We start from the raw sequence: 20692 nt of genomic DNA on the forward strand, positions 1-20692 counted from the left end.
TCGCCGATGTCGGCGTTGATTGAAGAGGGGCGCGCGAAGGTCAATCTGAGCCTTCGCGTCGTCGGCCGTCGTGCCGACGGCTATCATGATCTCGAAAGCGTGGTTGCGTTTGCCGATTGCGCCGACCGGCTCACGCTGGAGCCGGGTGGCGAGCTGAAGCTCACCACCACGGGGCCACTCGCTGCGGCCTGCGGCGATACCGCCGACAATCTCGTGATCAAGGCCTCCAGGCTTCTGGCCGAGGCCGTCCCTGGCCTGAAGCTCGGCGCCTTCGCGCTCGACAAGGTGCTTCCGGTCGCGGCCGGCATCGGTGGCGGCTCGGCCGATGCCGCGGCGGCGCTGCGGCTGCTTGCGCGTCTCAACGATCTGGCGCTCGATGATCCCCGCCTCCAGAAGGTCGCGCTCGCGACCGGCGCGGACGTGCCGGTGTGCCTCGTCTCGCGCGCCTGCGACATGACCGGTGTCGGCGAGCAGCTGTTGCCGCTTGCGCTTGCGAGCATGCCCTGTGTCATGGTCAACCCGCGCGTGCCGGTCGCGACCACGGACGTGTTCAAGGCGCTGGGCCTGCGCCACGGCGAGCTGCTGGTCGGCATCACCGACGTCATCCGCGCCCCGGCCTGGCCGGAAGAGGGCGGCTCCGTCGCCGATTGGGTCAAGGTTCTCGAAACGGTAGGCAACGATCTCGAAGCGCCTGCGATGCGCATCGAGCCTGTGATCGGCGAGGTGCTGGAAGCCCTGCGCGATTCAGCCGGCGTCAAGCTCGCTCGCATGTCCGGCTCTGGCGCGACGTGCTTTGCGATCTATGGCGCGCCGGCCGAGGCCCATGCCGCCGCCGAAAAGATCCGGCGCGATCACCCCGGCTGGTGGGTGCATGCGGGCACGTTGAGCTAGGCGCGACTGCGCCAGACTGCCGTAGTGTAGGCAGAAGCGTGCCCACCACTTCTATCGATCGACATGGATGCATGGTGCACGGCGCTGTCGCGCCTGTGCCGCCCCGGCGCTTGACGATCGTTTACCTGGCCAGCGCCAGATAGCCGCTGATGGTCAGGATCGATGTGATCGTCGATGCCAGAATGACATTCGACGTCATCGCGGCCTCGCGTTTGTAAAACTCCGCCAGCATGAATGGACCCGTGCCGGTCGGGAGCGCGGCCAGCAGCACCGCAACATGCGTGAGCAGCGGCGGCAGGCCGAACACCGCGGTTGCCATCACCCAGGTGACGGCCGGCTGAAGCACGAGCTTGAAGCTCACCAGGAGCGCCGCTGATCCGACGTTTGTCTCCGAACTCTCGCGCTTGGTGGCGAGGAACAGGCCGAGCGCGACGAGCGCACAGGGCGAGGCTGCGCCGCCCAGGAGCTTGAGAAAACTTTCGGCGGCATCGGGTACGCCGAGGCCGGTGACCGGGACGATCGCAGCCACGGCGGGAGCGACGAGCAGGGGATTGCGGATCAGCGAGCTGCCGACCTTGGCGACGAGATGCCGCCGCCGCTTCTCGGTCTGCAATCCGGTCTCGATCAGCACGATGGCGATCGCAAAGAGAATGCAGACTGTGATGATCGTAGCGATCAGCGTCGGCGCCAGCGCCTCGCGCCCGAGTGCGGCGAGCGCCAGCGGGAAACCGACGAAGCCGGTATTGGCATAGCCCGCATTGAGGGCGTCGATGGCGGCATCGGCGAGATGCCGCGGGCGGCGCAGGCGAACGGCGATGGTCAGGCAGAACACCAGCGCCGCGCCGATGCCGAAGGCGGCGATGAAGCGCGGCTGCCAAACCTCGGCCCATTGGGCATGGGCGACGATGTCGAACAGCAGGGCCGGAAGGGCGAGATAGACGACGAAGCGGTTCAGCTCGCTGGAGGCATGCGGGCCGAGGACGCCGATGCGCCGGGCGAGCCAGCCGGCGAAGATGAGCGCGAAGATGGGGAGGACGGCCGCGAGGGTGGAGAGCATCGGGGAACCTGGTCTTGGAAGGGCGACTTACCTCTATCCAACCAGATCGATATCATCCAATACTGATTGCTGCACTGCTTCATACCTTTTTGGTATAATCATGATTGACGTCAGACAGATGCGCTACTTTGTGGCTGTGGCCGAGACATTGCATTTCGGCCGCGCCGCCGAACGCCTTCACATCAGCCAGCCGCCGCTCAGCCGGCAGATCGCGACCCTGGAAAAGGAACTCGGAGTCCGGCTGTTCGACCGCCAGTCGCGGCGGGCGACGCTGACCCCTGCCGGCCGGCGCTTTCTGGAGGACTCGCGGGCAGTGCTGATCAGTTTCGACCAGGCCTGCCAGAACGCGCGCATGGCCGAGCGGGGCGAACTCGGCGAACTCTCGGTCGGCTTCATGATGCACGCGGCCTATACGGTCCTGCCGGGCCTGACGCGGCGCTACATGGCGAGCCACCCGGGTGTGCGCGTCCAGCTGCGTGAAGCGATCCCCGGAATCCTGGGCGACGCGGTGCTGACCGGGCGCTTCGATGCAGCGATCCTGTTCGATCCCGGTCCGGTGCGTGGGCTCGCGACGCAAGTCATCTATCGCGAGCCCTTGAGCCTGGCGGTGCACGCCAGTCATTCGCTCGCCTCGCATACGGCGATCTCGGCCGCGCAACTCAATGGCGAAGCCTTCATTGCAGCGCCGGCCGAGGTGGCGCCGCGGCTACGCCAGTCGATCGTGAGCTATTGTCGTTCGGGCGGGTTCGAGCCGACGTTCAGGCTCGAGGTCGAGCTTCAGCAGACCATCGTCAGCCTCGTGGCAGAGAATCTCGGCATCGCGCTGGTGCCGCAGTCGATGGCGAAGCTCGGAATTACGAACCTGGTGTTCTGCGATCTCGAAGATGCGCCGATCATCGAGCACGTGGTCGCGTGGCGGCCGAGCAATCTCAATCCGGCGTTGGCGCCATTTCTGGCGGAAGCGCGAAGTGGTGTCGCGGTGGGTGATGATCCGCAGCCCGGATGAGCGAAGCGATGTCCGGAATTCTTTCTTGCAGCGCTCCGCATGTCGCTACGCTCATGCGGGCTACGCAACTGCCGTAGGGTGGGCAAAGGCGCGATAGCGCTGTGCCCACCATGCATCCAACTCACGCGATCGAAGTGGTGGGCACGCTTCGCTTTACCCACCCTACGGCCGCGGAGCTAACCCGCGCCGTCCTCGGCCAGTCCGAGAAACCGCCGGATCTCACCCAGCACTTCTTCCGGCTTGTCGTGTTGCAGCCAGTGTCCAGCACCGGCAATGGTCTCGATGCGCGCCTGCGGGAAATAACGCTCCAGGCCGGCGGCCTTCGCGCCGGCCAGAAAACTTTCGCCGGCATTGAGCAGCAGCGTCGGGCAGCTGATGCGCGACCACAATGCGACGTGATCGTCCGGCCAAAGCCGGTGCGGCGCGCTGGCGCGCTGATAGGGATCAAACTTCCAGCTATAGGAGCCGTCCTCGTTCTGCCGTGCGCCGTGCGTGGCGAGATGCAGCGCGAGGTCGCGGGCGAGCCGCTTGTTGTGAAGCACCATCTGCGCCGCTGCGTCCTCGAGCGTCGCATAGCGGCGCGGGGTGCGGTCGTGCAGCTTGTCGAGCTGGGCCACCCATTTGCCGATGCGTTCATGCACCGGCGGTTTTGGCGCATCCGGCAACATGGTCACGCCGTCGAGCACGACCAGCTTCGAGACCAGCCCGGGGAATGATCCTGCAAAAATCAGGCTGACCATGCCGCCCATCGAATGGCCGATCAGCGTCACCTGGGGCGCGGCGATGCTGCGGACGAGCTGTGCGAGATCGTACACGTATTCCGTCAGCGCGTAGCTGCCGCCCTTGGTCCAGTCGGAATCGCCGTGACCGCGTAGGTCGGGCGCAACGAGGTGGAAATGCGGCTGCAGCGAGCGCGCGATGACGTCCCAGCTCCGGCAATGATCGCGGCCGCCGTGAACCAGGACGGCGACGGGCGCGCTCTCGTTGCCCCAGTCCGCGTAGTGCAGCCGCAGGCCGTGCGATTCATAAGAGCGGCTTTGCGGGGCGCTAGCCATTTGCCGGCCGCCGCGCCAGCGCGAGCGAAAGGCCGAGGCCGGCGATGAAGACGCCGGAGCCTTGCGAAAGGCGCCGCATCAGATGCGGCCGTCCGGTCAGCTGCGCGCGCGTCGCCGAGGCCATCAGCACCACGACGACATCGGCAAGCGTGTTCAGCGCCACCGAGATCGCGCCGAGCACGATGAACTGCAGCGTGGGGCTCGATCCCGCGGGATCGAGGAACTGCGGAATGAAGGCGAGGAAGAACGCCGCGGTCTTCGGGTTCAGCGCCTCGACCAGCACGCCGTCGCGGAACGCGCGCTTGTCGCCGACGGGCTCGTTCTCGAGCGATAGCGCGCGGCCGGCGCGTTGATACGTCTTGATGCCGAGCCAGACCAGGTAGAGTGCGCCGACGAATTTCACCACTGCGAACAGCTCGGCGCTGGCGAGGATGATCGCGGAGATGCCGAGGCTGCCCGCCACGACATGCACCAGTCCGCCCAGCGCCGTGCCCGCGGTCGACGCAAAGCCGCTGACGCGCCCCTCCGATAAGGTCCGCGCTGCGACGTAGAAGATGCCAGGGCCGGGAACGGCGGCAATGAGGCAGGCGGCGGCCAGGAACAGCCAAAAATTCGGTTCGATCATCCTGTTTTGGTAACGAAGCCTGTCGCGATTGCAAGGCCTCTTGTTCAAAGCCCTCTCGTTCAGCCCATTCGGCGCAAGATCACGCTGGCGTTGACGCCGCCGAAGCCGAACCCGTTGGAGATGGCGTTCTGCATCGGCATCGGTCGCGCGCTGCTTGCGACGATGTCGATGCCGTCCGCGCCCGGATCAGGATTTTCGAGATTGAGCGTCGGCGGCGCGATCTGGTCGCGCAGAGCGAGCACGGTGAAGATTGCCTCGAGGCCGCCGGCGGCGCCGAGCAGATGGCCGGTGGCCGATTTGGTCGCGCTCACGGCGATGTTTCGATTGCGGCCGAACAGCGTGGCGATGGCGCCAAGCTCGCTCTCGTCGCCGGCCGGCGTCGAGGTCGCATGCGCGTTCAGGTGCTGCAATTCCGTGGGCGCAAGATTCGCCTGCCGGAGCGCGATCTCCATGGCGCGGCGGGCGCCCTCGCCATCGGGCGGGCCCGATGTCATGTGATAGGCATCCGCGCTCGTGCCGTAGCCGACGATCTCCGCGATCGGCGCCGCACCGCGCGCCAGCGCATGCTCCAATTCCTCGATCACCAAGATGCCGGCGCCTTCGCCCATCACAAAGCCGTCGCGGTCGCGATCGAACGGCCGTGAGGCGCGCACGGGCTCGTCGTTGAAGCCGCTCGACAGCGCGCGGGCCGCGGCAAAGCCGCCGAGGCTGACGATGTCGATGCAGGCCTCCGCGCCGCCGCAGATCGCGACATCGATCTCGCCGGCACGGATCATGCGCGCGGCATCGCCGATCGCCTGCACGCCGGCGGCGCAGGCCGTGACCGGCGTGCCCAGCGGTCCCCGGTAGCCGTATTTGATCGAGACGTGGCCGGCGGCGAGATTGGCGAGAAACGAAGGGATCGTGAAAGGCGAGAGCCGGCGGGCGCCGCGCTCCCCGGTGATGCGCACCGCCTCCGCCATCGCCGGAAAGCCGCCAACGCCGGAGGCGATGATCGTCGCGGTCCGTTCCTGCGCGCTCGCGTCCTGCGGTGTCCATCCCGCCTGCGCGACCGCCTCGGCGGTCGCGAGCAGCGCGAACAGGATGAACCGGTCCATCTTGCGCTGGTCTTTTGGCGCGGCCGCCTGTGCGGGATCGAAGCCGCCCTCGGCGTCGTCGGCCTTGTCGGGCACGCGCCCGGCGATCCGCGCCGGCAGCGCCTGCGCCCATTCGGGCAGCGGACGCAGTCCGCTTTGGCCCGCGAGCAGCCGCCGCCAGGACAGTTCGACCCCGCAGCCGAGCGGCGACACCGCGCCCATTCCCGTCACGACGATACGACGCATGTCAGTCTCCGGCCGGCGCAATGGCCGGGTTCATGGCCTTGAGCGAAGCCAGCCGCGCGCGCATCCCGCGGCTGGCGCGGGGGCCGGGAACGGCGACCGTGTTGGCGAGCGTGATCGGGCGCATGTCCGCGGCATCGACCACGACCGGATCGAGCGGACGGGTGTCGTTCCGGCTCGCCAGCAGGATGGATTCGCCCCTGGGCGCAAGATGCTTGTTGCCCCAGGCAAGCAGCGCCACGACCACGGGGAAGAAGTCCCGCGCCTTGCCCGTCAACACATATTCGTAGCGCGGCGGCCGCTCCTGATAGCGGCGGCGGACGAACATGCCGCTCTCGGTGAGATGGGCAAGGCGTCGCGACAGGATGTTCGGTGCAATGCCGAGGTTCTGCGAAAACTCGTCGAACTTCGTCGCGCCCTGAAACGCGTCGCGCAGGATCAGGATGCTCCACCATTCACCGACCGTCTCCACGGCGCGGCCGACGGGGCATTCGAGGATGGAGGGCGATTTCGGCTGCATGGGGCGGATGGTAGGTCAGTAACTTTCAAAATGCAAGTTACTGGGAAGGTAGAGGCGGGTTTTGGAAAGGACTGGCTATGAGACCGCGAGGTTATTGCCGGGAATAAGCTGTCGCAGCGATATGAGACGCGAGCCAGTGAATGACGGTCGCGCGCCACATTCCGTCATTGCGAGCGCAGCGAAGCAATCCAGACTGTTTCCGGGGAGGGATTCTGGATTGCTTCGCTGCGCTCGCAATGACGATGTGGAGACAGTCGGGACTTAGTTCACCGGTGTCGTCCCGGCGAAAGCCGAGATCCATAACCACAGGGAGTGGTTTGCGGCAGGCTGGTCGTTATCGGTACCGGCACCAGCGCTGTATCGATAGATCACGCGGTACGGGTCCAGGATGTTGCCGCAATACGCGCTAAGCACGCGAAAGATTAATGCGACCGGGCCAGGCAGAACGCCACGACCTGCTCCAGCGCGCTCTTCATCGGCGAGGACGGGAACAGGGCCAGCGCGTCCACCGCCATGGCGCCGTAATGCTGGGCGCGGCTCAGCGTGTCCTCGAGCGCGCGGTGCTTGTTCATCAGGCCCAGAGCATGATCGAGATCGGAATCGCCGATCTCGCCGCGCTCCAGCGCGCGGATCCAGAAGGCGCGCTCGGTGTCGTTGCCGCGGCGGAAGGCGAGCACGACGGGCAGTGTGATCTTGCCTTCGCGGAAATCGTCACCGGTGTTCTTGCCGAGCTTGGCGCTCTTGCCGCCATAGTCGAGCACGTCGTCGACGAGCTGGAAGGCGATGCCGAGATTCATGCCGACCGAGCGGCAGGCGGTCTGCTCGGCCTTCGGGCGGTTGGCGATCACGGGGCCGACTTCGCAGGCCGCCGCGAACAGCTCGGCGGTCTTGCCGCGGATCACGGCGAGATATTCGTCCTCGGTGGTTGCGGTGTTCTTGGCGGCGGCAAGCTGCATCACCTCGCCCTCGGCGATGGTGGCGGCGGCCGCAGAGAGGATGTCGAGTGCGCGCAGCGAGCCGACTTCGACCATCATGCGGAAGGCTTGGCCGAGCAGGAAGTCGCCGACCAGGACGCTCGCCTCGTTGCCCCAGAGCATGCGTGCCGACAGCTTGCCGCGGCGCATCTCGCTCTCGTCGACGACGTCGTCATGCAGCAGGGTGGCGGTATGCATGAACTCGACGGAGGCGGCCAGCTTGATGTGGCCGTCGCCGGTGTAGCCGGCGAGATTGGCCATGGCGAGCGTCAGCATCGGCCGCAGGCGCTTGCCCCCGGAGGAGATCAGATGGTTGGCGACCTCCGGGATCATGGTCACGTCCGAGCCGGTCCGCGACAGGATCGTGGCGTTGACGCGCTCCATATCAGGAGCGACAAGGGCAACCAGCTCTTCGATCGACGCGCCGGGAGTTTCGAAAGGTACGATGACGGCCACGCCGGTCTCCAATATTTGCCCCGGAAGGGCTATTCTGTGGAAAGACAATAGAAACTGGCGGCCAATGCGGCAAGTGCTGCGGAACCATTGACATTTGCCGCTGACCCCCTTTCAGGCAGGAGACCTGCGTTTTGCGTGAACTGGTTCGGACCAACGACATGGTGCTGGTTTCGGCGATTGGCGCGCTGCTCGACGGCGCCAACATCCATCATCTGGTGCTGGACCAGAACATGAGCATCATCGAGGGCTCGCTCGGCATCCTGCCGCGGCGGATCCTGGTCCATGAGGACGACGCCGTCGAGGCCCGCCAGCTCCTCACCGAGGCGGGCCTGAGCCACGAACTCCGCGGCGATGATTGAGGCCCTGGTCGACATCACCGAGGACGCCTTTCTCGGCGGGCAGCTGCGCCTGAAGCAGAAGCGGTCCGGCCATCGCGCCGGGCACGACGCCATCCTGCTCGCGGCGGCGACCGAGGCGAGGGCAGGCGAGCGCGTGGTCGATCTCGGCGCCGGCATCGGCGCGGCGGGCCTCGCGCTGGCGCGGCGCGTGGCTGGGATCAACCTCAGCCTGGTCGAGATCGATCCGGAGCTGGCGGAGCTCGCGCGGGCCAATGCAGTGGCAAATGGGATTACGGCCGAGACGATCGTGCTCGATGTGACGGCCGATGCCCAGGCGTTTGCCACAAACGGGCTCGGGCCCGACAGCGTCGACGCGGTGCTGATGAACCCGCCCTTCAACGATCCGGCCCGGCATCGCGGTTCGCCGGACGAGGCACGCCACACCGCGCATGTGGCGCGTGACGAGACGCTGAACGCATGGGCGCACGCGGCGCGGCGCATCCTCCGTTCGAACGGCGTGCTGACCCTGATATGGCGTGCGGATGGGATCGCGGACGTCGTGGCCGCGCTGTCACGCGGCTTCGGAAGTCTCGCGATCCTCCCGGTTCACGGTGAGGCGGGACGGCCGGCGATCCGCATTCTGGTGCGTGCAGTGAAGGGCGGCCGGGCGCCGACGCGTCTGCTGCCGGGGCTCATGCTCAACGACGAGCCACGCATGCCTAAAAAAGAAGTGAAGGAGGTCTTGGAAGGGAGAGCGGTCTTGCCGCTGGCGGAGTCGTGAAAACTTACTGCGGAAGCGATTCCGACTGCTGCTCTTCGGGCGTCGTCAGACGGATCGCCATGAACAGTGCACCGATCAGCAGCATCAGCAGATAGATTTTCATGGTGTTCTCCGCTGCCTCATTGCAGCTTCCCAACGACAAATCTGCAAAACACGTTCCAGGCACTTCCAATGACAGTCGCGTGATAAGAAATGGTTAATCAGAGGTAACGGCATGGCCGAACAATTGAACGATCGTGAGAGTTCCGGCCTGGCCGACAAGCTCATGCAATATCTTCCGGCGCGGTTCCGTCCAGGCACGGCCGTGGTGCCGGTGGTGCGGCTGTCGGGCGTGATCGGCGCGGTGACGCCTTTGCGACCGGGTATGACGCTCGCGGGTGTCGCGCGCGTGCTGGAGCGGGCGTTTTCCTATCGCAACGCCAAGGCGGTGGCGCTGGTGATCAACTCGCCCGGTGGCTCGCCGGTGCAGTCGCGCCAGATCTATCTGCGCATCAAGCAGCTCGCGGCGGAGAAAAAGCTGCCGGTGTTGATCTTCGTCGAGGACGTCGCGGCCTCCGGCGGCTACATGATCGCCTGCGCCGGCGACGAGATCATCTGCGATCCCTCCTCGATCCTCGGCTCGATCGGCGTCGTCGGCGGCAGCTTTGGATTCCAGGAGGCCATCAGGCGGCTCGGCATCGAGCGGCGCCTCTACACCGCCGGTGCACACAAGGCGATGCTCGACCCGTTCCTCCCGGAACGCGCCGATGACGTCGCCAAGTTGAAGGCGATCCAGCGCGAGATCCACCAGATCTTCATCTCGCTGGTCAAGGACAGCCGCGGCGCGCGGCTGAAGAGCGACGATGACACGCTGTTCACGGGAGAGTACTGGGCCGGTGAGAGCGCGGTCGCGCTGGGGCTGGCCGACAGCATCGGCGATCTCCGCTCAACTCTTCGTGCCCGCTATGGCGAGAAGGTTCTCACCCCTGTGATCGCGCAGCCGACCGGCCTGTTGTCCGGCCTGTTGGGGCGGAAATCGCCCGGCGCGGGGCAGCTTTCGGCCCTGGAATCAGCGGCTGGCCTGCCGGACGAGCTGATCTCGGCCGTCGAGACGCGAGCGATCTGGGCGAAATTCGGGTTCTAGTGCTCGCGCCTCCGCGCCATTTCGCCCGGGCGGCGCCAATTGCGGCGCAGCTCAGTCTGCGCAACAATGCGCGTGGGGGCTGAGCACTAGACAAGGATCGACCGATGCCGCCGTTCGTCGCTTTCGCGGGCGTCCTGGGTGGGCTTGCCGTGGTCCGCTGGGCCTACAAGACCGCCATCCGGATCAACCAGGAGCTGGAGGAGATGCGCCTGTCGCGCGTCGCCGAGGCCGCCTCCATGGGGGACATCCAGACCCTGAAGCGTGACCCCGTGACGGGAGCTTATCGGCCGGGTTAGGGGCCCGCCCTCCGCTCAATCGTCATTCCGGGGCTCGCGAAGCGAGAACCCGGAATCCATCGAACCACGGAGCGAGCGGCGCAAATGGATTCCGGGCTCGCCCTGCGGGCGCCCCGGAATGACGGCCAATCCGCCCCCTTCGCCTTGATTCCCACCCCCGCCGTCGATACGGTCCCGCGCGATTCAACCCCCCGCGAGAGCCCGATCTGACGATGGACGCCTCATTGCCCGCCCATATGCGCCCGGAACGCTCGTTCCAGGGCTTCATCCTCGCGCTACAGCGGTTCTGGGCCGAGCAGGGCTGCGTGATTTTGCAGCCCTACGACATGGAGATGGGCGCGGGCACCTTCCATCCGGCCACCACCTTGCGCGCGCTCGGGCCGAAGCCCTGGAACGCCGCCTATGTGCAGCCCTCGCGTCGGCCCAAGGACGGCCGCTACGGCGAGAATCCGAACCGGATGCAGCACTATTACCAGTTCCAGGTGATCATGAAGCCGTCGCCGCCGAACCTTCAGGAGCTGTACCTGAAGTCGCTTGCCGCGATCGGCATCGATTCCGCCCTGCACGACATCCGCTTCGTCGAGGACGATTGGGAAAGTCCGACGCTGGGCGCCTGGGGCCTCGGCTGGGAGTGCTGGTGCGACGGCATGGAAGTCAGCCAGTTCACCTATTTTCAGCAGGTCGCGGGTTTCGAATGCGCGCCGGTCGCGGGCGAGCTCACCTACGGGCTCGAGCGCCTTGCGATGTATGTGCAGGGCGTCGACCGCGTCTACGACCTCAATTTCAATGGCCGCGATGGCGATGCCAAGGTCACCTATGGCGACGTCTTCCTTCAGGCCGAGCGGGAATATTCGAAGCACAATTTCGAAGTGGCCGACACCGCGATGCTGTTCGAGCAGTTCAAGATGGCTGAGACGGCCTGCCGGAAGTATCTCGAAGCAGGCTGGAAGGACGGCAAGCGCGAGGCGCATCTGATGGCGCTGCCGGCCTATGACCAGTGCATCAAGGCGAGCCACGTCTTCAACCTGCTCGATGCGCGCGGCGTGATCTCCGTGACCGAGCGGCAAAGCTACATCTTCCGCGTTCGCGAATTGGCAAAGGCCTGCGGCGAAGCCTGGATGCGTACCGAAGCGGGCGGAGCGGCCTGATGCCTGAATTGTTGCTTGAACTGTTCTCGGAAGAGATCCCCGCGCGCATGCAGGCCAAGGCGGCCGACGATCTGCGCCGCATGGTCACCGACAAGCTCGTTGCCGAAGGGCTCGTCTACGAAGGCGCAAAAGCCTTCGCGACGCCGCGCCGCCTTGCGCTGACCGTGCACGGCATCCCCGCACGCCAGCCCGATCTGAAGACCGAACGGCGCGGGCCCAAGGTCGGCGCGCCCGATGCGGCCGTGCAGGGTTTTCTGAAGGCAACGGGATTGAAGTCGCTGGATGAGGCCAAGATCCAGCGCGACCCCAAGGGCGACTTCTACATCGGATTAATCGAGAAGCCCGGCCGTGACGCTATCGACGTGCTCGCGGAAATCCTGCCCGTCATCATCCGCACCTTTCCCTGGCCCAAATCCATGCGCTGGGGCGCGCGCTCCGGCAAGCCGGGCTCGCTCAGCTGGGTGCGTCCGCTGCACGCGATCACCGCAACGTTCGGGCCCGAGACCGAAGAGCCCGATGTCGTGAAGTTCGAGGTCGACGGCATCGAGGCGGGCCAGACCACTTACGGTCATCGCTTCATGGCGCCGGCCGCAATCAGCGTGCGCCGGTTCGAGGACTACGAGGCGAAGCTGAAGGCCGCCAAGGTCATTCTCGATCCGCAGGCGCGCAAAGACATCATCTTCGCCGATGCCAAGGAACTGACCTTCGCACAAGGGTTCGACCTGGTTGAGGATCAGGTGCTGCTGGACGAAGTGTCCGGCCTCGTCGAATGGCCTGTCGTCTTGATGGGATCGTTCGAACAGGAATATCTCGCGATCCCCGAAGAGGTGATCCGCGCCACCATTCGCAACAACCAGAAGTGTTTCGTCGTCAGGGATTCCAAGACAGGGAAGCTGACCAACAAGTTCGTCCTCACCGCCAATATCGAGGCGGCCGACGGCGGCAAGGTCATTGTATCAGGCAACGAGCGCGTGATCCGTCCGCGCCTGTCGGATGCGAAGTTCTTCTACGAGACGGATCTGAAGACGAAGCTCGAGGATCGGCTGCCGAAGTTCGAGCAGATCGTGTTCCACGAGAAGCTCGGCACGCAGGCTGCGCGTATCAAGCGCATCGAGCGGCTCGCAGCCGAGATCGCGCCGCTCGTCGGCGCCGATGTCGCCAAGGCAACGCGCGCCGCGCATCTGGCGAAGGCGGATCTGCTGACGGAAGTCGTCGGCGAGTTTCCGGAAGTGCAGGGCCTGATGGGCAGGTACTACGCGCTGGCCCAGGGCGAGGACGCTTCCGTCGCTGCGGCTTGCGAGGAGCACTACAAGCCGCAGGGACCTGCCGATCGCGTCCCGACCGATCCGGTCAGCGTAGCGGTGGCGCTGGCGGACAAGATCGACACGCTGGTCGGTTTCTGGGCCATCGACGAAAAGCCGACCGGAAGCAAGGACCCGTATGCACTGCGCCGTGCGGCGCTGGGCGTGATCAGGCTGATTACCGAGAATGCGTTGCGCTTGTCGCTCATGAAGGTGGCGGAGTCCGCACTCGCCGGCTTACCGGTCAAGCCGGCCGATGCGCAAAAGCTTCCGAGCGATTTGCTCACCTTCTTCGCCGACCGATTGAAGGTCCAGCTGCGCGAGCAGGGTGCGCGCCACGACCTCGTCGATGCCGTGTTCGCACTAGGCGGCCAGGACGACCTTCTGATGATCGTCCGCCGCGTCGAGGCACTCGGAAAGTTCCTCGATAGCGACGACGGCAAGAACCTCCTCGCCGGCACCAAGCGCGCGAGCAACATCCTCTCGATCGAGGAGAAGAAGGACAAACGCACCTTCGACGGCGCGCCCGATGCCGCGCTTTACAGCCTCGGTGAGGAGAAGGCGCTTGCGAAGGCGATCGGCGAGGTGAAGGCGGAAGCCAGTGCCGCCGTCGCCAAGGAAGATTTTGCCGCGGCGATGAGCGCGATGGCAAAGCTGCGTCCGCCGGTCGATGCGTTCTTCGACAAGGTTCGCGTCAATGATGACGATGCGAAGGTGCGCGAGAACCGACTGAAGTTGCTGAACGAAATCCGCAGCGCCACGCGTGCGGTGGCGGATTTCTCGAAGATCCAGGATTGATCGCGTGCCCCGGACGCTGCGCAGTGCGCCGCGTCTTCGCGGCGTGATGCGCCGCAGAGCCGGGGCCCATGCCGGCCGCGTGCTCGGAGCTTCTGGGTCCCGGGTCTGCGCTTCGCTTGCCCGGGACACGAGAGCCGCACAAAAATGCCCCGCCCGGCGGGGGGAGAACCGGGCGGGGCCTGATGTCCGATTAACACTGCTCGCGCCAGCCTGATGTGACGCGCCGGACATCTAGTCGGTTTCAATCGGTTGATCTCAGTCCAGCACCTCGACGATGCGGCGCGAACGCGGCTCGACCAGCACCGTCTCTCCGTTCACGACGGTGTAGCGATAGGTGGTCGCGCCGAAACGTTGCGGCACGTCATAATAGGTGACGCCGCTTTCGGGTAAGGTGGCGCCGACCACCACGCGATCCGGGACACGGAAGGCCGGTACACGTTGTTCGACGACATATTCGCGGAAAGCCGGCCGCTGTTCGACCGCAATCGACGGGGCGCTGTCGACCACGGCGGGCGCGCGGCCGACGGTAACGCCGCTTTGCGCCTGCGCCGCAAGAGGCGAGCCGATCGCGGCCGCGAGCGCTGCAAGAGCAAGAATCCTGTTCCGCATGGACAACTCCTTCGACGTGATTTTTCGATGCGCCAATGGCGCGATCGGTTGCCAATGCATGCGACTTCGCAATGTTCCGGCAAAAGCCCTGCCGCATCAGCGGCAATTTCGGGCAGATTTCGTGGGTGGGGGAACTCGCACCGGCGTTGCGCGTCTCTACTCGCGGAACCGGGATCGCTATGATCCGCCTGCGATTCGTCTCACCTCCACAGAAAGAAAATTCATGCACATCACCGTCGCCCACATTTCGCCGATCCTGTCGTTGATTGCGGGCGTGCTCATCCTGATCATGCCGCGACTCCTCAATCTGATTGTCGCGATCTTCCTCATCGTGAACGGCGCGATCGGGCTCGGGCTCCTGAAGTGGCTCCGCTTCTAGGCGGTTTCACTTTTCGGAACTGTCCGTCTTGCGCGGGCCCGCCCAAAATGGTGTAAGGCCCGCGATTTCCCATTCCTCTCGCAGGTTGTGTGCAAGCTATGGCCAAAGCCGCCTCGAAGCCCAAGAAAATCCCGGCGAAAATCCCAGCGAAATCAAAGTCCTCTGCGGCAGCCAAGGCCGCGCCGCCAGCCCGCAAGGCGCTGGCCAAGAGCGCGCCGAAGCCCGCTGCAAAACCTGCTGCCAAGCCGGCGGCAAAGGCCGCGACCAAGGCGGCTCCGCCGAAGGTCGCCGCAAAGCCCGCACCGAAGAAGGCTGCACCCGCCAAGGCCGCGCCGGCCGCGGCCAAGGCCGGCAAATGGGTCTACACGTTCGGCGACGGCAAGGCCGAGGGCCGCTCGGAAATGCGCGACCTGCTTGGCGGCAAGGGCGCAAACCTTGCCGAGATGGCCAATCTCGGCCTGCCGGTGCCTCCGGGCTTCACCATTCCGACTTCGGTCTGCACCTACTTCTACGCGCACGACAAGTCCTATCCGAAGGAGCTGCAGTCGCAGGTTGAGAAGGCGCTGGACCATGTCGGCAAGTTGACCGGCAAGGTGTTCGGCGACACCAGCAACCCGCTGCTGGTCTCCGTGCGCTCCGGCGCGCGCGCCTCGATGCCGGGCATGATGGACACCGTGCTCAATCTCGGCCTCAACGACGAAACCGTTGACGCGCTGGCCGAGCTGTCGGGCGATCGCCGCTTCGCCTATGACAGCTACCGCCGCTTCATCACCATGTATTCCGACGTGGTGCTCGGCTTCGAGCATCATCACTTCGAGGAGATCCTCGATACCTTCAAGGACAGCCAGGGCTACACGCTCGACACCGATCTGTCGGCCGAGGACTGGGTCGAGCTGGTCGGCAAGTACAAGGACGCAGTCGCGCGCGAGACCGGCAAGGAGTTCCCGCAGGACCCGCACGATCAGCTCTGGGGTGCGATCGGCGCGGTGTTTTCTTCCTGGATGAACGCGCGCGCGGTGACCTACCGCAAGCTGCACGACATTCCGGAATCCTGGGGCACCGCGGTCAACGTGCAGGCCATGGTGTTCGGCAACATGGGCGAGACCTCGGCGACTGGCGTCGCCTTCACCCGCAATCCCTCGACCGGCGAGAGCAAGCTCTACGGCGAGTTCCTGATCAACGCTCAAGGTGAGGACGTGGTGGCGGGCATCCGCACGCCGCAGGACATCACCGAGGACGCGCGCAAGGAGTCGGGCTCCGACAAGGCGTCGATGGAATCGGCGATGCCGGAGGCCTTCAAGGAGCTGACGCGAATCTACACGCAGCTCGAAAAGCACTACCGCGACATGCAGGACATGGAGTTCACCGTCGAGCGCGGCAAGCTCTGGATGCTGCAGACCCGCGGCGGCAAGCGCACCGCCAAGGCGGCGCTGCGCATCGCGGTCGAGCTCGCCAATGAAGGCCTGATCTCGAAGAAGGAAGCGGTCACCCGCATCGATCCGGCTTCGCTGGATCAGCTCCTGCATCCGACCATCGATCCCAACGCCAAGCGCGATGTGATCGCGACCGGCCTGCCGGCTTCGCCCGGAGCCGCCTCCGGCGAGATCGTGTTCTCCTCGGACGAGGCGGCCAAGCTTCAGGGCGACGGGCGCAAGGTCATTCTGGTCCGCATCGAGACCAGCCCCGAAGACATCCACGGCATGCACGCCGCCGAAGGCATCCTGACCACCCGTGGCGGCATGACCTCGCACGCGGCGGTGGTCGCGCGCGGCATGGGCAAGCCCTGCGTCTCCGGCTGCGGCACCATCCGCGTCGATTACGGCCGCGGCACCATGAGCATCGGCTCGCGCACCTTCAAGACCGGCGACGTCATCACCATCGACGGCTCGCTCGGCCAGGTGCTGGCCGGCCGCATGCCGATGATCGAGCCGGAGCTGTCCGGCGAGTTCGGCACGCTCATGACCTGGGCCGACCAGGTCCGCAAGATCGGCGTGCGCGTCAACGGCGACACGCCCGACGACGCGCGCACTGCGATCAAGTTCGGCGCGGAGGGCATCGGCCTCTGCCGCACCGAGCACATGTTCTTCGAGGAGACGCGCATCCGCACGGTGCGCGAGATGATCCTCTCCGAGGACGAGCAGTCGCGCCGCGCCGCGCTCGCCAAGCTGCTGCCGATGCAGCGCGCCGATTTCGTCGAGCTGTTCGAGATCATGAAGGGCCTGCCGGTCACGATCCGGCTTCTGGATCCTCCCCTCCATGAGTTCCTGCCGCACACCCATGCCGAAGTCGAGGAAGTGGCGCGCGCCATGAACACCGATCCGCGGCGCCTCGCCGACCGTGCGCGCGAGCTCTCGGAGTTCAATCCGATGCTCGGCTTCCGCGGTTGCCGCATCGCGATCGCCTATCCCGAGATCGCCGAGATGCAGGCCCGCGCGATCTTCGAGGCGGCGGTCGAGGCGCAGAAGCGCACCGGCAAGGCCGTCGGCCTCGAGGTCATGGTGCCGCTGATCGCGACCAAGGCCGAGCTCGATCTCGTCAAGGCGCGGATCGATGCGACCGCGCAGGCGGTGATGCGCGACACCAACACCAAGCTGGCCTATCAGGTCGGCACCATGATCGAGCTGCCGCGCGCCTGCCTGCTCGCGGCCGAGATCGCCCAGTCGGCCGAGTTCTTCTCCTTCGGCACCAACGACCTGACGCAGACCACCTACGGCATCAGCCGCGACGACGCGGCGAGCTTCCTCGGTCCCTACGTCGCGAAGGGCATCCTCTCGGTCGATCCCTTCATCGCGCTCGACCAGGAGGGTGTCGGCGAGCTCGTCAAGATCGGCGTCGCGCGCGGCCGCAAGACCCGTCCGCAGCTCAAGGTCGGCATCTGCGGCGAGCACGGCGGCGATCCCGCTTCGGTCGCCTTCTGCCACCAGATCGGCCTCGACTACGTGTCATGCTCGCCCTATCGCGTGCCGATCGCCCGTCTCGCCGCGGCGCAAGCCGCGCTCGGCAAGGCGATCGCGAGCCAGGCGTAAGCGACGAGTAGATGTGAATGCGAAAGAGGCGGGGGCAAAACCCCGCCTCTTTTTTGCGTGCCGCTGCATCCCCGTCGTCATTGCGAGCGCAGCGAAGCAATCCAGAATTTCTCCGCAGAGAAAGTCTGGATTGCTTCGTCGCTTCGCTCCTCGCAATGATTAGTGTGTTGCGTGCGCAACCGCCACACACTCACTGTCATCGCCCGGCTCGACCGGGCGATCCAGGACTCCGCGGCGTCTGTGCTTGATCCGAGAAGCTGCGGCGTAATGGATGCCCCGTTCAAGTCGGAACATGACAGCGATGGACCCGGCGATGCTTTCCGCAACATCGGGAACGCACCGCGCGTCCCACAATGATACGCACCGTCAAGAGTTCCTTCACCATTCGCGTTGACCGGTTGTTTACCGCTTCACATAAGTGCGCATTCAGCAAGCCGCGCGATTTCCCCGTGAAAACACCTGTGTTCGCTTGAGTGTGCCGTGTGCGCAACGCGGATTAACGCCCCGGCAACCTAAATTAGATACTTACGATAAAGATCGAATTGCACGGATGTACTGCGGCTCGATTGTTCTGGCGTAAGCGTAGCGTGAGCGTAACGATGTCAGTGTTGCGTAACCATCCGAAGGGCGCGCGGTTCGCGTCCTTCGGCATCGGTCTCTGCATCTTCGCATTGATGCCGAGAGAGACCGGCTATCAGGACATTGCCTCGCTGCTGGCGCGCCAACCCGGCGTCGCCGAGCGCTGGCAGAAGCAGGTTTATTCCGCTGCGTCCTCCATCCAGCTGGCGACCTACAGCTTTTCCCGTCCCATCGGCACCTCGGTTCCGCAGAGCGCGATGGTTCGCCTCGCGAGCATTGACGGCCGCGACGTCACCGGCGCGATCAGCCGCAATCCGGCGCTGCAGGCGCCGCCGCGCTACCAGGCCGCGGATTTTCCCAAGGTCGATCGCTCGATGAAGGGTGATCGCCTCGCGATCGCGACGCCAACGACATCTCCCGATGCGGCCGCGCCGGCCGCAGCGCCCGCGCCGGAAGACCCCGCGACGTCGAACAGCTCCGTGTTCGGTGCCAAGTCCGCCGCGTTGCCGCAGGCGATGTCGCCCGAATCCGCCGCCGTGCTCGATCCCGAGCTCCAGGAGGCGCTCCGTGCGCCGCCGCTGCCGCAATACAGCAATGCGCCGCAGGCCAGCGAGGCCGCGCGCGCCTTCGCGGTGCAGCCGCTGGAAGCGCTCAAGCGTGCGCCGGCCGCGCCCGCGCGTGATCCCTTCAGCGTCAAGACCTCGAATCTGTTCTTCGGGAGCTCCTCGCTCGGCGGCAATCTCGAGAGCATCGAGAGTTGGCAGCCCGGCGCCGAGCCGCTGATCGTGATGCCCGATCCCGACATGAAGGTGACGGCCTCGCTGCCGCCGCCGACGGCGGATATCGGCAAGGACATCGAGAGCGGCGAGAGCGTTGCGCCGAAGGGCGAGGTCAACGCCGACAACCAGCGCGCCAAGTCGCCGGCGGAGCGGCTCGCGCTCGACGACAAGTCGCGTGCCAAGTCCGAGAAGTGCCTTGCCGAGGCCGTCTATTTCGAATCCCGCGGCGAGGCCGTCCGCGGCCAGATCGCGGTGGCACAAGTGGTGATGAACCGCGTCTTCTCCGGCAAATATCCCGACACCGTGTGCGGCGCGGTCTATCAGAACAAGCACCGTCATCTCGCCTGCCAGTTCACCTTCGCCTGCGACAACAATACCGATGTCATCCGCGAGCCCGAGATGTGGGAGCGCGCGAAGAAGATCTCGAAGGCCATGCTCGACGGCCAGATCTGGCTGCCCGAGGTCGGCAAGTCGACGCACTATCATGCCTATTGGGTGCGCCCGTCCTGGGTCGCCGAGATGAAGAAGATGTACAAGACCGGCGTGCACACCTTCTATCGCCCGCGTGCCTGGGGCGACGGCAGCGAGGTGCCGAGCTGGGGCACGCCCGCGCAGACCGCGGCGCTCTCCGCCGAGCTCGCGCAGGAAGCCAAGAGTTCCGCCGAGATGGGCGAGCGCCGTTAGTGCTCTACAAGAGACCGTCACGGCCAGGACAAGCCCGGCCATGACGTTTTGAGCGCGCCCGTGCTCCAATCACGCCTCGATATCCAGCGCACAGTCGAAATTCGGCGCCGAATGCGTCAGCGCGCCGGCCGAGGCGTAGTCGACCCCGGTCGCCGCAATCGCCGCGATCGAGTCGAGGGTTACGCCGCCAGAGGCCTCGAGTTTGAGCCGGCCCTCGTTGAGCCTCACCGCCTCACGCAGTGTGGCGAGGTCCATGTTGTCGAGCAGCACGGCGTCGGCCATTCCGGTGGCCAGCACTTCGCGCAGTTGCGCAAGCGTATCGACCTCGATCTCGATCTTGACGAGATGGCCGGCATGGGCGCGGGCGCGCTCCAGCACGGGGCCGATGCCGCCGGCCGCCGCGATGTGGTTGTCCTTGATCAGGATCGCATCGTCGAGGCCAAAGCGGTGATTGAAGCCGCCGCCGCAGCGCACGGCATACTTCTCCAGCGCCCTTAGTCCCGGCGTGGTCTTCCGGGTGCAGCAGATGCGCATGTTCGTGCCTTCGGTGCGCGCGACGTAGTCGGCGGTGAGCGTCGCGATGCCCGACAGGCGGCCGACGAAATTCAGTGCGGTCCGCTCGGCCGTGAGAATGGCGCGTGCCGGCCCCGAGATCGTCAGCACGTGCTGGCCGCGGGCAACACGTGCGGCGTCGCGGACATGCGCACGCAGCTCAATATCGGGCGAGAGCTTGTGCAGCGTCGCCAGCGCCAGCGGCAATCCGGCGATCACGCCGGACTGGCGCGCGACCAGGATCGCCTGCGCCGCCGTCGATTCCGGAATCGTAGCCAGCGAGGTGACGTCGCCGGCACGGCCGAGATCCTCGTCGAGCGCGCGCTGCACGGCCGCATCGATTGCGAGCGGCGAGAGAAAGGCGTCGGGATAGAGCAGTGAGGTTGCCGTGATCAT

19 protein-coding genes are annotated in these 20692 nt (G+C 65.8%); 11 read left to right on the top strand and 8 right to left on the bottom strand.

The features are described from left to right. Positions 1-6: 6 nt before the first annotated feature. Positions 7-891, top strand: coding sequence for a 4-(cytidine 5'-diphospho)-2-C-methyl-D-erythritol kinase (locus tag HAP40_RS10395; protein ID WP_166817891.1), 885 nt, complete (start codon positions 7-9; stop codon positions 889-891). A 121-nt stretch (positions 892-1012) separates the two neighbouring features. Here HAP40_RS10395 and HAP40_RS10400 read toward each other — a convergent pair whose 3' ends face one another. Next, positions 1013-1948 carry an AEC family transporter gene (locus HAP40_RS10400; protein WP_166817890.1) on the bottom strand — a complete coding sequence of 312 codons (936 nt, stop codon included), beginning with the start codon at positions 1946-1948 and terminating at the stop codon, positions 1013-1015. Positions 1949-2048: 100 nt separating this feature from the next. On the opposite strand from HAP40_RS10400, the gene HAP40_RS10405 reads away from it, so the two are divergent. Then, positions 2049-2954: a LysR family transcriptional regulator gene (locus HAP40_RS10405; protein ID WP_166817889.1), complete on the top strand. Its 906-nt coding sequence runs from the start codon at positions 2049-2051 to the stop codon at positions 2952-2954. Between the two features lie 176 nt (positions 2955-3130). Here the strand turns inward: HAP40_RS10405 and HAP40_RS10410 are convergent, their stop codons facing one another. From HAP40_RS10410 to HAP40_RS10430, 5 genes are all read right to left on the bottom strand, one after another. Next, positions 3131-4009 carry an alpha/beta fold hydrolase gene (locus tag HAP40_RS10410; RefSeq protein WP_166817888.1) on the bottom strand — a complete coding sequence of 293 codons (879 nt, stop codon included), beginning with the start codon at positions 4007-4009 and terminating at the stop codon, positions 3131-3133. After that, positions 4002-4634 carry a LysE family translocator gene (locus HAP40_RS10415; protein WP_166817887.1) on the bottom strand — a complete coding sequence of 211 codons (633 nt, stop codon included), beginning with the start codon at positions 4632-4634 and terminating at the stop codon, positions 4002-4004. The genes HAP40_RS10410 and HAP40_RS10415 overlap by 8 nt, the downstream gene beginning before the upstream one ends. Before the next feature lie 59 nt (positions 4635-4693). After that, positions 4694-5956 carry a beta-ketoacyl-ACP synthase II gene (gene fabF / locus HAP40_RS10420; RefSeq protein WP_166817886.1) on the bottom strand — a complete coding sequence of 421 codons (1263 nt, stop codon included), beginning with the start codon at positions 5954-5956 and terminating at the stop codon, positions 4694-4696. Between the two features lies 1 nt (position 5957). Continuing rightward, on the bottom strand, positions 5958-6473 hold the full coding sequence (locus HAP40_RS10425) for a winged helix-turn-helix transcriptional regulator (RefSeq protein WP_166817885.1): 516 nt from the start codon (positions 6471-6473) through the stop codon (positions 5958-5960). 422 nt (positions 6474-6895) lie between these two features. Continuing rightward, on the bottom strand, positions 6896-7903 hold the full coding sequence (locus HAP40_RS10430; protein WP_128916671.1) for a polyprenyl synthetase family protein: 1008 nt from the start codon (positions 7901-7903) through the stop codon (positions 6896-6898). A gap of 131 nt (positions 7904-8034) precedes the next feature. On the opposite strand from HAP40_RS10430, the gene HAP40_RS10435 reads away from it, so the two are divergent. From HAP40_RS10435 to glyS, 6 genes are all read left to right on the top strand, one after another. Then, positions 8035-8262 (top strand): DUF2007 domain-containing protein, encoded by a 228-nt coding sequence (locus HAP40_RS10435; RefSeq protein WP_166817884.1) that lies wholly within the window; start codon positions 8035-8037, stop codon positions 8260-8262. Further along, positions 8255-9022: a tRNA1(Val) (adenine(37)-N6)-methyltransferase gene (locus tag HAP40_RS10440; protein ID WP_166817883.1), complete on the top strand. Its 768-nt coding sequence runs from the start codon at positions 8255-8257 to the stop codon at positions 9020-9022. The genes HAP40_RS10435 and HAP40_RS10440 overlap by 8 nt, the downstream gene beginning before the upstream one ends. 214 nt (positions 9023-9236) lie before the next feature. Further along, complete coding sequence (locus HAP40_RS10445) at positions 9237-10145, top strand: S49 family peptidase (protein WP_166817882.1); 909 nt, start codon at positions 9237-9239, stop codon at positions 10143-10145. 104 nt (positions 10146-10249) lie between these two features. Further along, complete coding sequence (locus tag HAP40_RS10450; protein WP_166817881.1) at positions 10250-10441, top strand: hypothetical protein; 192 nt, start codon at positions 10250-10252, stop codon at positions 10439-10441. 212 nt (positions 10442-10653) lie between these two features. Then, on the top strand, positions 10654-11589 hold the full coding sequence (locus HAP40_RS10455) for a glycine--tRNA ligase subunit alpha (protein ID WP_166817880.1): 936 nt from the start codon (positions 10654-10656) through the stop codon (positions 11587-11589). Further along, on the top strand, positions 11589-13688 hold the full coding sequence (glyS, locus tag HAP40_RS10460) for a glycine--tRNA ligase subunit beta (RefSeq protein ID WP_166817879.1): 2100 nt from the start codon (positions 11589-11591) through the stop codon (positions 13686-13688). Before HAP40_RS10455 ends, glyS begins: the two co-directional genes overlap by 1 nt. A 255-nt stretch (positions 13689-13943) precedes the next feature. Here the strand turns inward: glyS and HAP40_RS10465 are convergent, their stop codons facing one another. Continuing rightward, complete coding sequence (locus tag HAP40_RS10465; protein WP_166817878.1) at positions 13944-14297, bottom strand: DUF1236 domain-containing protein; 354 nt, start codon at positions 14295-14297, stop codon at positions 13944-13946. A 223-nt stretch (positions 14298-14520) separates the two neighbouring features. Between HAP40_RS10465 and HAP40_RS10470 the strand changes: the two genes are divergently transcribed. The 3 genes from HAP40_RS10470 (at position 14521) to HAP40_RS10480 (ending at position 19744) form a co-directional block, all read left to right on the top strand. Then, complete coding sequence (locus HAP40_RS10470; RefSeq protein WP_008562090.1) at positions 14521-14676, top strand: DUF3096 domain-containing protein; 156 nt, start codon at positions 14521-14523, stop codon at positions 14674-14676. Positions 14677-14774: 98 nt separating this feature from the next. Further along, positions 14775-17702, top strand: a complete 2928-nt coding sequence (gene ppdK / locus HAP40_RS10475) for a pyruvate, phosphate dikinase (protein WP_166817877.1) — start codon at positions 14775-14777, stop codon at positions 17700-17702. A 599-nt stretch (positions 17703-18301) separates the two neighbouring features. Continuing rightward, positions 18302-19744 (top strand): cell wall hydrolase, encoded by a 1443-nt coding sequence (locus HAP40_RS10480; protein ID WP_166817876.1) that lies wholly within the window; start codon positions 18302-18304, stop codon positions 19742-19744. A 69-nt stretch (positions 19745-19813) separates the two neighbouring features. On the opposite strand, the gene nadC is transcribed toward HAP40_RS10480, so the two are convergent. Further along, complete coding sequence (gene nadC, locus HAP40_RS10485) at positions 19814-20692, bottom strand: carboxylating nicotinate-nucleotide diphosphorylase (RefSeq protein WP_166817875.1); 879 nt, start codon at positions 20690-20692, stop codon at positions 19814-19816.

Origin of the sequence: Bradyrhizobium sp. 1(2017), from assembly GCF_011602485.2 — a bacterium.
In the GTDB taxonomy this organism is placed as follows: domain Bacteria; phylum Pseudomonadota; class Alphaproteobacteria; order Rhizobiales; family Xanthobacteraceae; genus Bradyrhizobium.

Coding starts and splice junctions, on each gene's coding strand:
- HAP40_RS10470 (WP_008562090.1), top strand. CDS start 14,521: ATGCACATCACCGTCGCCCACATTTCGCCGATCCTGTCGTTGATTGCG.
- HAP40_RS10455 (WP_166817880.1), top strand. CDS start 10,654: ATGGACGCCTCATTGCCCGCCCATATGCGCCCGGAACGCTCGTTCCAG.
- HAP40_RS10415 (WP_166817887.1), bottom strand. CDS start 4,634: ATGATCGAACCGAATTTTTGGCTGTTCCTGGCCGCCGCCTGCCTCATT.
- HAP40_RS10425 (WP_166817885.1), bottom strand. CDS start 6,473: ATGCAGCCGAAATCGCCCTCCATCCTCGAATGCCCCGTCGGCCGCGCC.
- HAP40_RS10405 (WP_166817889.1), top strand. CDS start 2,049: ATGATTGACGTCAGACAGATGCGCTACTTTGTGGCTGTGGCCGAGACA.
- glyS (WP_166817879.1), top strand. CDS start 11,589: ATGCCTGAATTGTTGCTTGAACTGTTCTCGGAAGAGATCCCCGCGCGC.
- HAP40_RS10450 (WP_166817881.1), top strand. CDS start 10,250: ATGCCGCCGTTCGTCGCTTTCGCGGGCGTCCTGGGTGGGCTTGCCGTG.
- HAP40_RS10400 (WP_166817890.1), bottom strand. CDS start 1,948: ATGCTCTCCACCCTCGCGGCCGTCCTCCCCATCTTCGCGCTCATCTTC.
- HAP40_RS10445 (WP_166817882.1), top strand. CDS start 9,237: ATGGCCGAACAATTGAACGATCGTGAGAGTTCCGGCCTGGCCGACAAG.
- HAP40_RS10440 (WP_166817883.1), top strand. CDS start 8,255: ATGATTGAGGCCCTGGTCGACATCACCGAGGACGCCTTTCTCGGCGGG.
- ppdK (WP_166817877.1), top strand. CDS start 14,775: ATGGCCAAAGCCGCCTCGAAGCCCAAGAAAATCCCGGCGAAAATCCCA.
- HAP40_RS10410 (WP_166817888.1), bottom strand. CDS start 4,009: ATGGCTAGCGCCCCGCAAAGCCGCTCTTATGAATCGCACGGCCTGCGG.
- nadC (WP_166817875.1), bottom strand. CDS start 20,692: ATGATCACGGCAACCTCACTGCTCTATCCCGACGCCTTTCTCTCGCCG.
- HAP40_RS10465 (WP_166817878.1), bottom strand. CDS start 14,297: ATGCGGAACAGGATTCTTGCTCTTGCAGCGCTCGCGGCCGCGATCGGC.
- HAP40_RS10480 (WP_166817876.1), top strand. CDS start 18,302: ATGTCAGTGTTGCGTAACCATCCGAAGGGCGCGCGGTTCGCGTCCTTC.
- fabF (WP_166817886.1), bottom strand. CDS start 5,956: ATGCGTCGTATCGTCGTGACGGGAATGGGCGCGGTGTCGCCGCTCGGC.
- HAP40_RS10395 (WP_166817891.1), top strand. CDS start 7: ATGTCGGCGTTGATTGAAGAGGGGCGCGCGAAGGTCAATCTGAGCCTT.